This window comes from Ruegeria sp. AA6 (assembly GCF_056542865.1).
Map to the genome: position 1 here is coordinate 26472 of NZ_JBQGAN010000021.1, position 14002 is coordinate 40473.

Below are 14002 nucleotides of genomic sequence, written 5' to 3' on the forward strand. Positions count from 1 at the left end.
GCTGCATTTTATCAGGTCAGCTGGTTAAGCATCCGCAGCTAACAAATCACTGGCCTTTTCCCCGATCATTATCGCCGGAGCGTTTGTGTTGCCGCTGACAATCTCCGGCATGATCGAACAATCAGCCACCCGCAGGTTTGCTATACCGTGGACTTTCAGTTTCGGGTCGACAACCGATGCGTTCGAGGTGCCCATCGCGCAGGTTCCGGTAGGATGGTAGATCGAAGCCGTGTTCGATCTGGCCCAATCCAGCGTACCCTCGTAGTCTTCAGGGCTCAGGTCTGCCGAGGGCCGATACTCCTCAGAAATCTTGGAGGCCAGCGGGTTTTGTTTGGCGATGTTGCGCGCGATGTTCACCCCGTCGACGATGGTCCGGCAATCCGTTTCAGTTGAAAGATAGTTCGGGATGATTTTGACATGCTTAGTAGGATCTGGGCCGTCCAAACGTAATTCTCCCCGGCTTTCCGGGCGTAACTGGCAAACCGACATGGTAAAGGCCGAAAAAGGATGCACGCCTTCGCCGGGGCTGTCGGCGGACCAGGGTTGGACATGGAACTGGATGTCGGGTGTTTCGACGTCAGGCCGTGTCTTCATAAAGCCGGTCGCAAGACTGGCGGCCATCGTCATCGGCCCTGCGCGGAACAGAGCGTATTTTAGTGCGATGCGGGCCTGATTGAACAGGCTGCGGACTTCATCATTCAGCGTGGGTTCGTTGCATTTGAAAACAAGCCGCGCCTGCAAGTGATCCTGCAATCCTTTGCCTACGCCGGGCAAAGCATGCACTGGGTCGATTCCGTTTTCTTTCAGATGATCCGGGTCACCGATCCCTGACAGCATCAGGATTTGAGGCGAATTTATTGCGCCACCCGACAAGATGATTTCCCGCCGCACTTTCAGTGTCTTCTCAGCGCCCGAGCGGTCTCGGTAAACAAGCCCGGTGGCCTTTTTTCCGTCTAGAACGACGCGACTGACCAACGCATTGGTGATGATGTTCAGGTTCTTCCGATCACGAATGGGTTTTAAGTAGGCCACGGCGGCGCTGCAGCGACGGCCATTACGTGTCGTCAGCTGGAAATAGCCAACGCCTTCCTGCTCGGCTCCGTTGTAGTCGGGGTTGAACGGATAACCCGCCGCCTGTGCTGCAGCGACCCAGGCGTCGCAGATCGGACGCTGAATGCGCATGTTGGATACGGACAGCGGTCCGCCGACGCCGTGAAATTCATCTTCGCCCCGTTCCTGATCCTCGCAACGTTTGAACAGGGGCAGCACATCGTCCCACCCCCAGCCTTCATTGCCCATCTGGCGCCAGCGGTCATAGTCCTCTTTCTGGCCCCGTACATACAGCAGCCCGTTCAGCGAGGATGAACCGCCGAGTACCTTACCGCGCGGCCAGTCGATGGAGCGCCCGTTCAGACCGGGGTCAGGCTCGGTGCGGTAACACCAGTCGACCGAGGGATTATGCATGGTTTTGAAATACCCGACCGGGATGTGAATCCACGGATTCGTGTCGCGCCCGCCTGCCTCGAGCAGAGCCACAGTTGTGTTCGGGTTGGCGCTCAGCCGATTGGCGATGACACAGCCCGACGACCCCGCACCGACAACCGCATAATCCACCTCCATGACTGTCTCCTCCCAGCGTCTTCGAAAAAAACTCTATGCAAATTGATCGAACTATACTAGCCTTTTTTGATACAAAACGTCTCAATAATTGCGATCAGGGAGGTAAGCAATGGAAATTGGTCGGAAACTGAGTGGTATTTCAAGGCGGGATTTCTTCCGTGTTGCGGGCCGTTACGGCATGAGCTCGACTTTGCTGGCGGCTGGTGGGTTTGGCGGTGCAATGAGTCTGGCCAATCTCGCCCAGGCTGCCGAATCAACCTATGAAAAACGCTTTTCGAAAGAGCCGAAGCACACGCTAAAGTTCGGAGCGTCGGGTTTTAACACCCGCAACCTGCTGATCGAACGGGCCGGAGCGATCGAGTTCGCGCGAGATCTGGAAGAGCGTACCGATGGCGAGATTCGGATCGAGTTCATCGGCGACAACCAAATCTGCGGCCAGCTCAGCTGTGTTGAGAAGACCCAGCAGGGGATCGTAGACATCTATGCGGCCTCGACGCAGAACTCGGCCGGGGGTGCGCCTTATCTGAACGTGCTGGACTATGCCTATATGTTCCCCAGCCGCGCGGCGCAGTATCATTTCTTCTACAGCCCGGCGAGTCAGCGTATTCTGCGCGACCCGCTGGAAAAACGGCACGGGCTGAAGTTCCTGTTCACGCATTGTGAACTGCGCGGTCTGCAAATGGGTTCAAACTTTGCCGACAAGCCGACTGTGACCAAGCTGGAAGAACTGTTTGGCACCAAGAACCGTGTGACAGGCACACAGCTCGGCCGGATTGCGATGCAACTGCTGAACCTGAATCCGGTACCAGTAGCGTGGGAGGAAACGCTCGACGCGCTGAAAACCGGTTTGATTGATGGTGCAGAAACATGGGCCTCGGCTGTAGCCTACGCCAATATGGCACCGGTGGTGTCGCAGTCGGTGAACCTGAAGTTCTTCTGTGGCACCGAGCATACCTCGATGTCGGCCAAGGTCTTCGACGGCCTTGGGGGTGAATTGCAGGACGCAGTGATGGAGTCTTCATATTTCACGCAGGCTCTGATCCAAGGCGCAAACGAAGCCGCGCTTTTGAACACCGTTGGCTTCTCGGACCCGCAACTGCCCAACACGATCTTTGCGGAAAACGGCGTCCGTCCGGCTTTCCTGGCCGACGATCAGATCAAACTGGCTGAGGAAATGTGCGCCCCGAACTACAACCCCGAGCCTTGGGCGCAGTGGCGTGAACGCCTGAACAAATGGGCCGGAGGCATCGATACCTATCAGGAGATCTACGACATCGCGCGCGAGATTCCGGCGGATACTCTGCCCGAGAATGTCGAGCCGCGCCGCTGGTGGATGGGCCAGGCCTGATAAGCCTATTCGAGCCGGCCCAAATCGGGCCGGTTCAACAAAATACCGACTGGGAGGACGGGGTACATGTCGTTTTGGGCAGATATGGGCGCGATATTCAGCGCTTTTCTGAGCCGGGATTCGTTCGAGATTCAATCCGCGTTGGAATCCGATGCCGCATGGGTGTTGGGCGCGATTGTCTCGGCCCTTGGCGGGTTCGTGATCATGCTGATCTATCGGGCAGTGCCCTTTGTCGAGCGCCATTTTGAGCGGTCGGTGATGGTGTATTCCTATCTTGCTATCGCGTTGATTATCTTCTGGGGCGTGATCGACCGCTTTGTGTTCAACGACCAAGAACCATGGTCGACAACCATCCCGCCGCTGCTGTTCATGGTCATGGCGTGGTTTGGGGCTTCATATAATGTCCGCCTGCGCACGCATCTGAGCTTCAGTGAATTCCGCACCTCCATGCCCCGAGGCGGGCAGTTGGCCTGCCTGTTTCTGGACGCGGTGCTGTGGTTCATCTTTGCGGTGATTGTCATAGTGACCACCACGCGGTTGGTGGCATTGTCGGCATCCAACTTTCAGATCGTACTGGGCACGGACAATATTATGCAGTGGTGGTTCCTTTTGGCCGCGCCACTGTCGTTCTTTCTGATGGTTGGGCGGGTGTTTCAAAACCTCGCCGACGATCTGCACAACTGGAAAACAGGTGAGCCGCTGATCAAGCAGGCCGTGATCGGAGCAGACTGATGACAGACGGAACCATGGTTACATTGATCTCGCTTGGGGTCACCTTTCTGTTCATGCTGGGCGTGCCGGTGCTGCTTGTCATCGGCTATTGGGTTATCGGCTGTTCCTTTGTCCTCGGCCTGACGCTGGACAATATGGGTGCCGAGCTGTTGAACGTGTTCAACAAGGGCTTTGCGCTGCTGGCGATGCCACTGTTCATCCTGACCGGAGACCTGATCAACAAATCAGGTATCGCGCGGCGGCTCAGCGATTTCGCCTATGCCTGTCTGGGCTGGATACGCGGCGGGTTGGCGATGGCCTCGCTGGGGGCCTGCGGGTTGTTCGCGGCGATTTCCGGGTCGAACTCGGCCACGACCGCTACCATCGGGTCGATGCTGCACCCTGAAATGGTCAAAGGCGGCTATGACGAGCGGTTCAGCGCAGCCACCGCGGCGGCGGGCGGCACAGTGGGGATCATCATCCCGCCGTCGATCATCTTTATCGTCTACGGGTTTCTGATGAACCTGCCGATCTCTGAGCTGTTTGTCGCTGGTATTCTGCCCGGTGCCTTGATGGTGTTTGGCATGCAATTTGCCTGCTGGATCATTTGCCGCATGAATGGCTGGGGTCACCTGATTCCGCTGCAACTGAACCGGGTGCTGAAAACCGCGTTCGGGGCATGGCTTGGATTCTTTGCTATCGGTCTGGTGCTGTGGGGCATCTACACCGGCAAATTCTCACCGACTGAAGCCGCCGGAGTGACCGTGGGCTTCTGTGTCATCGCAGGTCTGGTGAGCTATCCGATCAACCGAATTATGGGCGCACGGAATGACATTCCGCCGACCGAGAAGACCTTTGCCGAGATGTTCGTGGTCGAAGGGTTCACGATCCCTGAAATCCCCTCGATCGTGATCCGATCCGCCCAGATCACCGGCATCCTTGCACCGTTGATTGCGATTTCTGTGGTGATGCAGCAGATCCTTTCACTATTGGGCGCACAAGAGACCATTGGGAACTTTGTAACTTCTATGGGTGGCTACCACGCAGTGCTGTTCACCTCGATGGTGATCGTCTTCTTCTCGGGCATGGTTCTTGAGAGCCTGCCGGTGACGATCATTCTGGCCCCGATCTTGGCACCGATTGCCGCCTCGGTTGGCATTGATCCGATCCATTTCTCGGTGATTTTCCTTGTGGGTGCTTCTATCGGGTTCATCACGCCGCCTTACGGGCTGAACCTGTATGTGGCGTCTGGCGTGACTGGCGTGCCGTACTTCCGGCTACTGCGGTACACGGTGCCCTATCTGGCAGCGCTGCTTTCAGTGTGGATTTTGGTGTCGCTGGTGCCCAATCTGGCCTTGATCCTCCTGCCAAATAACTAGACTGTTGCGGGATGGCCGAGACGGAAACACAAGACAAGGAAACTCAGATCCCAACTAACCTGCGCCTGCTGCTGATCCTCGAAGAGGTGGCCAGGCGCGGGGTTTCCGTCAAACCGTCAGACCTGATCGACACATTGGGTCTGGCAAAACCTACCGTCCACCGACTGCTGCAAACCGCCGAGGCTGAAGGGTTCTTGCAACGTGATTTGGACGGCCGATCTTATGGCCCGGGTCGGCGTTTGCGGTTGCTCGCGGTTAACACCATGTCCGCCGAGCACCTGCGTACAGCGCGTTTGGCGATCCTGCGCAGCGTTGCCGAAGAGGTGGGCGAGACCTGCAACCTTGCCATTCCGGACCGCGAAGGAATGATCTATCTGGACAGGGTCGAGACCAAATGGCCCTTACGGATTCAGCTGCCAGTCGGCACGCAGGTGCCATTTCATTGCACAGCAAGTGGCAAGATGTATTTGTCCACTCTGCGGCAAAAAACGCTGGAGGGGTTCCTGTCAGCTGGGAATTTGCACCCGCAGACGGAACGGTCTTTGACAGATCCCGAAGCGCTTAGGGCAGAAATATTGAGAATTTCCGAAAACAAGTACTCCACCGATGATGAGGAATTCATGACCGGTATGACGGCCCTAGCTGTGCCTGTTTTGGACGGGCAAGGCCGTTTGGTTGGCACGCTGTCCGTGCACGCGCCGACGCAGCGTCATGGCGTCAAAAGCCTAATGTGTTTTCTGGAAACGCTCCGACAGGGCGCTGACAAACTTTCAGGCCTTCTCGCTGATTGAAACGGTCCGGCAAGGAGGTGAGAACGTATGCCGCTTCAGTGCGATGGGAGTTGTAAGCGGTATGGCCGATGGCGTGACCAATGACGTTTTTTGAGCAACCCCAAAAACACACGCTAAGAACAGTTCAGTTTGCACCTTTTGTTTCTCATCTAGTTTTTTCTCAATCGTTTGGCATAAGCCTGATTTGAATGGCGAACCGAGTCACTGGGTCTGTTGCCTCATTCTCCATCAGCGCTCTGAGTTGGTAATCCAGTCGCGTTTCGGACCAGTCGTGCAACGCCTTCGCAATAATCAAGGCCAGCGCAGCGTCGTCGTCTAACAATTTGGAAAATATATCAACGATCTGATCTCGGAGCATTGGTGAGCTTGTGCCGCCATCAGCCAAAGCGCGAACGAGCGCGCGCCTGTCGCCCAGTTTCATGCCCTTTGATCCAAGGGCGTTTTCGACGGACTTTACAGCAACAGGCCCATCCACCTCGATCCCGGCTAATCCCCATTCGTACAAGTATCCCCGACCGCTGCGCAATGCATTCGGGTAACGCGACCGAACTATGGCGACGGCATCGGGATCGTCTGTTTGTAGGGCCAAGAGGCGGATTGAGACGGGGACAAATCTGATGCGGGTGATATTGCGAAATTCTTCCATCAGTTGGTCAGTCGGAACCCTCGGGCGCAGGGATTTCACGATCGGATGCGAGGCGCGATCCATTTCGATCAATGCAGCGTCGCGCAATATAAGGTCATCGGACGTAATAAATTTTATAAAAAACTCGACGCGATCCGTATTATCTCGGCTGCCGGGGGTCCAGAAAGCGGCGGCATCTCTGAGATCAGACAGAAATTGCTCTCTTTCCGGCGTAAGGGTGAAAATTCTTTTCCAACTACGCGAAGTGGTGCGACCTGCCGCATCTTTGTCGATGCTGCCATAGGTGAAAAGGATGCTCTTGTTCGGGTGGTTTCGGAATGTTGCACGAGTTGCACTGTCGATAAGAAATGGGATCTCGGGTATTCTTTCAAGATCCTGAGTTGTGCCCTTGATCAATGCCTTCGGCGCAAACCTGAACGGATTCTCTGGGGACGGCCCGGCCAGAACGATGATTTCGGCGGAAATCAGGTGATCTGCAAGTGATGCCTCGGGCAGCGTCACACACACCGCGCAAGCGCTTGCGGGGCGTGGCGTGGACACAGTTGCTATCATTGCGCCAGCGCACAAAAAGACAATCCATAGGGTTCGTGTGAAACGGTTCCGGAGTGCGACCAGAAAACCGTAGGTGCCCGTAAGACTAACCACTTGTGCAACCCTCCCAGTGTGAAACGCCTAGCGTCTACGATGAAGACAAACCTGCTTATTCATTTATCACATCCAGCAAACCTTTGGGGTTAACCAACACGATACGTCCATATTCCAGTCGGATGAGGCCTAAATCGGCCATCGTCCCAAGGTGAACAGAAGCCTTGGAAAGCGCGATGTTGGACAACTCCGCGACCTCGTGTTGGCTGGCATTCACGGTTTCTGTCTGATGTGAGCCCTGAAGGACTCCGCGTCGTCCGCTCAACCTTAGCAGCGCAGCCGCTATTCGTTTTAGGCTTGTGCGAAGAACAAGATCGTTGGCCGCAGACATCGCCAAAAGCTGGTTCATAGAAGTGAGGCGAGCAAAGGCTTCCCACAGATCGGGTTGACGATATGCAAGTTTTCGGAACCGGGAATACAGTACCTTTGCTACTGTTGTTAGACCCACGGCCTTCATTTCGACCAAACCGTCCACACCCTGAATCAGTTCGGACTCTCCAAACCACGCACCGGGTTGATGGATATGTCCTAAAACGGGCTCCATTTCGATCAAGGCGATCCGAACCTGAACCTGCCCTGATATGACCCCCCAAAGCGCGTTCTGCGGTCCTCCGAGTGCATATATCGTCTCTTTGTCTTCAAATCTGACTGTCTCTGACAGTTGCTTCAGCTCCAGAAGGCTTTGTTCTGAAACGCCTTTGAGCCACGCAGAAGTGAAAACGTCGAAAGATGGGTCTTTGGATTTCTTCATCTCAATTACCCCAATCGGGAAAGTCTTGTGCCGGTCGTTCTGATAGTTTGGCCCAATAGCGCAAGCGTTACAATAGCTTAAGTCCTTAATAATAAACATTATTATGGAGAAGTGATGGTGTTTGTTTCCCGTTTTCCAGTCTTCTGTGCTTTGGCGTTCAGTGCCGCGGAAATCAGCTTCCCGAGCATATTAGCACATTCGGCGATGGCGCAGGATGCTCCGAACGTAGCGCCAGACCGAGCGGAGTATTCTCCGTATCCCGATCAGGATTTTCCCAATCAGGTCTTTTTTGGGGACACACACCTTCACACGTCCTATTCATGGGATGCCGGTTTGGTTTTCAATAAACTGTCTCCGGCAGATGCCTACAAGTTCGCCAAGGGCGAAACAGTTGTTGCGTCCACCGGTATCCCCGCCAGATTGCAAAGGCCGCTTGACTGGTTGGTGGTATCGGACCATTCAGACGGTCTTGGCATCGCACCCCTTCTGACGCGCGCCGACCCGACTTTGCTGGAAGATCCTCTGGGCGCCGAACTTTATGAACTGGTCAGCCAAAAGACGATCGAAAGCACACAAGCTGCATATAACCTTTGGCTTGGTCGCACCTATGAGGGCACGAACCATCTGGCCGCGGACAAAAACGTACCTAATGTTCCGTGGGAAGAGATCATTGATGCCGCCGAAGAGGCTTATGTGCCGGGCAGCTTCACCGCCTTCATTGGGTATGAATGGAGTTCCGCCCCGAACGGCAACAACCTGCACCGCGTAGTTGTCTATCGGGATGGTAAGGAACAGGCCAACACGCGTATTCCGTTGTCAAATGAGCTCATTAACGATCCCGAGGCTTTGTGGGACTGGATGGAGGAGTATCAGGTTGAAACCGGCGGGCAACTTCTGGCAATTCCACATAACGGAAACCTGTCGAATGGGCTTATGTTCGACGACAAAAATTTCGCGGGGGAACCGCTGTCAGCCGAATATGCCGAGCGTCGGCAACGTCTAGAGCCGCTGTACGAAGTGACCCAGATGAAAGGCGACGGTGAAACCCACCCCGCCTTGTCCCCGGACGACGCGTTTGCGGACTTTGAAACTTGGGACAAAGGCAGTTTCGGGACCGAGGTAAAAACGCCCGAAATGCTACCCCGTGAATATGCGCGGTCTGCTTACCGACTAGGTCTTCAGCATCAGGCAGAACTTGGCACAAACCCGTTCAAGTTTGGAATGATCGGGTCAACGGACGCCCACACGTCACTGTCGACTTCGCGGGAAGAGAATTTCTTTGGCAAGATTACTGCCCTTGAACCTTCGGCCCACGAGATTCGGTTTAATGAGGCAATAACCGGCCGACTTGGTGATGACGCAAACCAGATCAAGGCGTGGGAGACCTCGGCTTCGGGTCTGGCCGCCGTTTGGGCCCGCGAAAACACGCGCGAGGCCATCTTCGACGCAATGATGCGGCGTGAGGTTTTTGCCACCACCGGCACCCGCCTGCGGGTTCGTGTTTTCGCCGGGTATGATTTTGAAGAATCCGATCTGCCGCGCTCGGATTTTGACGCATACGGGTATGAGAATGGGGCGCCGATGGGCGCTGATCTCGCCGAAAGCGATGGCCGTGCGCCGCGTTTCATGGTGCGGGCACTGCGCGATCCCGACGGTGCCAATCTGGATCGCATCCAGATCGTCAAAGGCTGGATGAATGCCGACGGCACCACAACGGAAAAGGTTGTCGATATTGCCTGCGGCGGGCGCGCGTTGATTGACGGGGCGTGTGAGGGCCCGGTGGGCGACACGGTTGATCAGGCGACGGCCACCTGGAGCAACGATATCGGTCAGGCCATTCTGGCGGGTTTCTGGGAAGACCCGGATTTCGACCCGGCGCAATCAGCATTCTACTATGTTCGCGTTCTAGAAATCCCTTCGCCACGCTGGACCACCTTTGACTCTAAGTTCTTTGGCACGGAACTGCCCGAGGGTGCCCCGGTCTCGATCCAGGAACGCGCCTACACCTCGCCCATTTGGTACACGCCGTCTTGAGGATTTAGTTATGTATTTAAAAGCGCTTACAGTATCGGCCATTGCATTGTCATCGGCGGCATTTGCGCAAGACGTACCGCCATGGAACCCGGGCGAACGTGAATATTCGCCTTATCCTAAGCAAGAATTTCCAAACCAGGTGCTTTTCGGCGATACCCACCTACACACATCCTACTCACCTGATGCCGGGATGATCGGTAACAACCTTGGCCCCGCTGACGCGTTTCGGTTCGCCAAAGGAGAAGAAGTGGTGTCTTCGATGGGTGTTCCCGTTCGTCTGGTGCGACCCTTGGATTGGCTGGTGATTTCAGATCACGCAGAAGGTCTTGGCGTTGCGCCCATGCTCAAGCGGGATGACCCTGCCGTATTGGACACTGAATTCGGCCAAACGTTACATGGGTATGTGCAGGACGGCTCAGCCGAAGCAGCTGGAAAAGCATGGAACCTATGGGCCGGGTCCCGGTTTGAAGGCACAAACCCTTATTCGAACAACCCTGATTTTTCCCGCGGCCCTTGGGAGGAAACAATAGACGCCGCCGACGCGGCAAATGAACCCGGCCTGTTTTCAGCGATCATTGGGTTCGAATGGTCTTCAACGCCAAACGGTAACAATATGCACCGCGTTGTTGTCTACAGAGATGGCAAGGATATCGCGAACAGTCGCGTTCCGCTTTCGGCGGATGCGGGCGTGAACCCCGAAGACCTGTGGGATTGGATGGAAGCGCTTGAGGCGGAAACCGGTGGGCGCGTGCTGGCCATTCCGCACAATGGTAATCTGTCCAACGGGCTGATGTTCGATGATACGCGATACGACACGAATGAGCCCATCGATCAGGCGTACGCTGAGCGCAGGGCGCGATGGGAGCCGATCTACGAAGTCACGCAGATGAAAGGCGATGGTGAAGCGCATCCAATGCTGTCACCGGATGACGAATTCGCGGATTTCGAAACGTGGGACACGGCCAATTTCGGTTCTGATGCCAAGACACCTGATATGTTGCCGAACGAATACGCCCGTCCGGCACTGCGGCGGGGTCTGTCCCATGAAGCAAAACTTGGCGCGAACCCTTTCAAATTCGGTATGATCGGGTCGACCGACGCGCATACTTCATTGCCGACAACGCGTGAAGAAAGTTTCTTTGGCAAAGTTGCGCAGCTCGAACCCACGGCTGACCCTGTTTGGTTTGAAGAAACCATTGCTGGACGATTGGGCGCGCCAGAGAACGGAATTAACGCCTGGCAGACCTCGGCTTCTGGTCTGGCCGCGGTATGGGCACGTGAAAACACGCGCGAGGCCATTTTTGACGCGATGATGCGCAAAGAAGTCTACGCGACCTCGGGCACGCGCATCCGGGTTCGTGTGTTCGCGGGTTATGACTTTGAAGAATCTGACCTGCCTCGGTCAGATTTCGCAGCGCATGGCTATGCCAATGGCGTACCTATGGGGGGTGATCTGGCAAAGAGTGAAGGTCGTGCGCCGCGATTCCTAGTACGCGCGTTGCGCGATCCGGACGGGGCTAATCTGGACCGCGTTCAGATCATAAAGGGTTGGCTGAACGTTGACGGAACTACTTCCGAGAAAGTCTATGACGTCTCGTGCGGTGGCCGTAACGTGATTGACGGGGCTTGCGATGGATTGGTCGGAAACACCGTCAACGCGCTAGATGCCACTTTTACAAATGACATCGGTCAGGCCATTCTGGGTGGTTACTGGGAAGACCCGGACTTCGACCCTGCGCAAAGCGCGTTCTACTACGTTCGGGTTCTGGAAATCCCGACCCCGCGCTGGACGACGTATGACCGCAAGTTCTTTGGCGTTGAGCTACCGGAAGGGGCACCCGAATCCATTCAGGACCGAGCTTATACATCCCCCATCTGGTACACGCCCTGACCCCAAACTCTGATCAATCCATCCCCGCATGAAGGGACAGCGCGACAAACGCGCGAATACGTCTGAACGAGGTGACAAATGCAAAATCTTTTCCCCGGTATGCGCCCCACGCTGGGCGCAGCATTCTTTGCGGCCTTAACGGTTCTGACTGCCAAGCCAGCCATCGCCGTTGAAGGGGGGATTGGTGCTTATTTCATGGAAACAAGGGACACGTTTGCGGGGTTTGTCCCCGAGCCTGGCACCTATACCGCACTGACATTCGACCATCTGGATGGCAGCGTCGACGGGTTGTCACTTGGCGGTTTGCCGATTGCCGCGGATGCGGATCTTGAGTTGAATATTTGGCGATTGAATGTCACGCAGGTGTTCGATGCACAGGTCTTTGGTGGGACGCCTGCGATCGACATTACTCTGCCATATGTAGATGGCGACTTGTCTTTCACAGCAATTAGGCCACCGTTTCAAGGCGCCAGCATATCGGACACCGCATCCGGGCTAGCCGACATCACTGTGACCGGGCTTGTGGGATGGCATCGTGACAATCTGCACTACAGCACCGGATTGTCAGTTTTTATACCAACTGGAGATTACCAAACCGCGTCGATCAATGTTGTGGACCGGTCCATCAGTGCGCTGTCGGTTGGAAAGAATGTGTGGTCTTTCCAACCCTTTTTCGCCGCGACGTGGTTCGTACCTGAACGAGGCTTCGAAGCCTCAGGTGCGGTCAGCTTTCTGTTCAGCGAGAAAAACGATGACACGGATTTCCAAACAGCACCTACCATCCAGATTGAGGGGGCTGTGATACAACGGTTTCGGTCGGGCTGGGGCGTCGGGCTTGCGGGTTACACATATCAGCAAATCGACGACGATAGCGGTCGTGGAGCCGAGGCGCTGAAGATCGCACTGGGAGCGAGCAGCCTGAAAGCTCAAGTTAGCGGGATTGGCCCGATCGTAATCTACTCGGGCGGGACGTTGTTTGGGGCCGAGGCGTCTCTGAAGCTGAAATACACGCACGAATTCTCGGCCAAGAGGCGGCTCGAAAGCGATATCCTCACCGCCCAGGTGTCCTTGGCATTTTGATCAGCAAAGTCCCTATCATTATTAAAAAAACTGTGTCGCTGTGGATGGCGGCCGCCCTTTCGATCGCGGCTGTTATCCAGGCGCAAAAGGGGGTGGAGACGATTGAAAACGCAGCCAACGATCCCTCGGCTTCGATCATGTCGTTTCAGGTTACAGTCTTCCATTCGCCGAATCTGTACAACTCGCCCGAAGACAGCAGCCTGCTGCAATTTCGCGCAGCAATTCCATTTTCACTCGGGCAAACAAACCATATTGCCCGGCTTACGCTGCCATACGTAACCGACAGCGCGACGAGTCAGTCGGGGCTCAGCGTCTAAACTCTGTTCGACCTCATGACATTTGAGCGCTCCTGGGGCCGCTTCAGTGTCGGTGCCGTTGCGCTAATTCCGACGGGCGCGGATGGACTAAGCGCAGAGAAATGGGCGTTAGGTCCCGCCGCAGGCTTCGCCGCACAGGAAAGTTGGGGGCTATGGGGTGTTTTCAACCAGAACTTGTTTACAGTGGCCGGGGATGACGACCGAGTGTCAATCTTTCCACGCTTCAACCGGTCTTCATCTAAAACCTTGGTCATGGATGGTCAGCCGGTGCGTCCGAGATGGTCTTTGTTTTCGATTGGGAGGCCAGCGATTTCAGCAGTCATCCATTGGGGGTCAAAGTCTCCAAGCTGAATCTGGGCAACGGGCTGCCGTGACAGTGGTCTTTATCCTACGAACACAACTTTGCAGACGACGTGGTTTCTGCGGCTTACACGATCAACTTCACACTGAAAGTGTTGGTTCCAAAGGGAGGACCAAATCAAGAGTGATGATCTGATGAGTGTTAACTGGCAGACAGTGAACCCGCCGCGCACGATTAAACCGCGCCAGGGTAAACACCGGCTGCTCCGGCGCATAGCCACAGAACCATTTGTTCATTTTGCGCTTATCAGCGTCGCGATCTTTGGCTGGTTCAAGCTGGCGCAGCCTGTCGAGTGGAATGTGGCACCGGATGCGCGGGTTATTATTATTGACCAACAGCAAGTCGACGTACTGGCAAAGCAGTTCGAAGACACTTGGCGCCGCCCTCCGAATACAGATGAATTGGGCAAGCTCAAAGAAGACTAGCTG

Annotated in this window: 12 protein-coding genes; 9 read left to right on the forward strand and 3 right to left on the reverse strand. The window is 55.5% G+C overall.

Annotated elements, in window-relative coordinates:
* Positions 1–24 precede the first annotated feature (24 nt).
* The gene (locus ACR0LN_RS18930) at positions 25–1620 is read right to left on the reverse strand and encodes a GMC family oxidoreductase (protein WP_480431875.1); all 1596 of its coding nucleotides are present in this window, start codon (positions 1618–1620) and stop codon (positions 25–27) included.
* A 109-nt stretch (positions 1621–1729) separates the two neighbouring features.
* Here ACR0LN_RS18930 and ACR0LN_RS18935 point away from each other — a divergent pair, with 109 nt between their 5' ends.
* The 4 genes from ACR0LN_RS18935 to ACR0LN_RS18950 all read left to right on the forward strand — a co-directional run bounded on the left by ACR0LN_RS18935 (position 1730) and on the right by ACR0LN_RS18950 (position 5849).
* Complete coding sequence (locus ACR0LN_RS18935) at positions 1730–2968, forward strand: TRAP transporter substrate-binding protein (RefSeq protein ID WP_480431876.1); 1239 nt, start codon at positions 1730–1732, stop codon at positions 2966–2968.
* A 66-nt stretch (positions 2969–3034) separates the two neighbouring features.
* A complete protein-coding gene (locus ACR0LN_RS18940) occupies positions 3035–3700 on the forward strand; it encodes a TRAP transporter small permease (protein WP_480431878.1) in 666 nt (221 codons plus the stop codon).
* Positions 3700–5058 (forward strand): TRAP transporter large permease, encoded by a 1359-nt coding sequence (locus tag ACR0LN_RS18945; RefSeq protein WP_480431880.1) that lies wholly within the window; start codon positions 3700–3702, stop codon positions 5056–5058. Before ACR0LN_RS18940 ends, ACR0LN_RS18945 begins: the two co-directional genes overlap by 1 nt.
* 11 nt (positions 5059–5069) lie before the next feature.
* A complete protein-coding gene (locus ACR0LN_RS18950; protein WP_480431881.1) occupies positions 5070–5849 on the forward strand; it encodes an IclR family transcriptional regulator in 780 nt (259 codons plus the stop codon).
* Positions 5850–6009: 160 nt separating this feature from the next.
* Here the strand turns inward: ACR0LN_RS18950 and ACR0LN_RS18955 are convergent, their stop codons facing one another.
* Both ACR0LN_RS18955 and ACR0LN_RS18960 read right to left on the reverse strand, forming a co-directional pair.
* Positions 6010–7035 (reverse strand): hypothetical protein, encoded by a 1026-nt coding sequence (locus ACR0LN_RS18955; protein ID WP_480431882.1) that lies wholly within the window; start codon positions 7033–7035, stop codon positions 6010–6012.
* Between the two features lie 160 nt (positions 7036–7195).
* The gene (locus tag ACR0LN_RS18960) at positions 7196–7891 is read right to left on the reverse strand and encodes a Crp/Fnr family transcriptional regulator (RefSeq protein WP_480431884.1); all 696 of its coding nucleotides are present in this window, start codon (positions 7889–7891) and stop codon (positions 7196–7198) included.
* A gap of 114 nt (positions 7892–8005) precedes the next feature.
* Here ACR0LN_RS18960 and ACR0LN_RS18965 point away from each other — a divergent pair, with 114 nt between their 5' ends.
* The 5 genes from ACR0LN_RS18965 to ACR0LN_RS18985 all read left to right on the forward strand — a co-directional run bounded on the left by ACR0LN_RS18965 (position 8006) and on the right by ACR0LN_RS18985 (position 13999).
* The gene (locus ACR0LN_RS18965) at positions 8006–9925 is read left to right on the forward strand and encodes a DUF3604 domain-containing protein (RefSeq protein ID WP_480431885.1); all 1920 of its coding nucleotides are present in this window, start codon (positions 8006–8008) and stop codon (positions 9923–9925) included.
* A 10-nt stretch (positions 9926–9935) separates the two neighbouring features.
* Complete coding sequence (locus ACR0LN_RS18970; RefSeq protein WP_480431887.1) at positions 9936–11816, forward strand: DUF3604 domain-containing protein; 1881 nt, start codon at positions 9936–9938, stop codon at positions 11814–11816.
* Between the two features lie 78 nt (positions 11817–11894).
* Positions 11895–12896, forward strand: a complete 1002-nt coding sequence (locus ACR0LN_RS18975; RefSeq protein ID WP_480431889.1) for a SphA family protein — start codon at positions 11895–11897, stop codon at positions 12894–12896.
* Entirely contained in the window at positions 12893–13213 is a 321-nt protein-coding gene (locus ACR0LN_RS18980) for a hypothetical protein (RefSeq protein WP_480431890.1), read from the forward strand. The genes ACR0LN_RS18975 and ACR0LN_RS18980 overlap by 4 nt, the downstream gene beginning before the upstream one ends.
* 495 nt (positions 13214–13708) lie before the next feature.
* Positions 13709–13999 (forward strand): hypothetical protein, encoded by a 291-nt coding sequence (locus ACR0LN_RS18985; RefSeq protein ID WP_480431892.1) that lies wholly within the window; start codon positions 13709–13711, stop codon positions 13997–13999.
* The last annotated feature ends 3 nt before the right edge of the window (positions 14000–14002 follow it).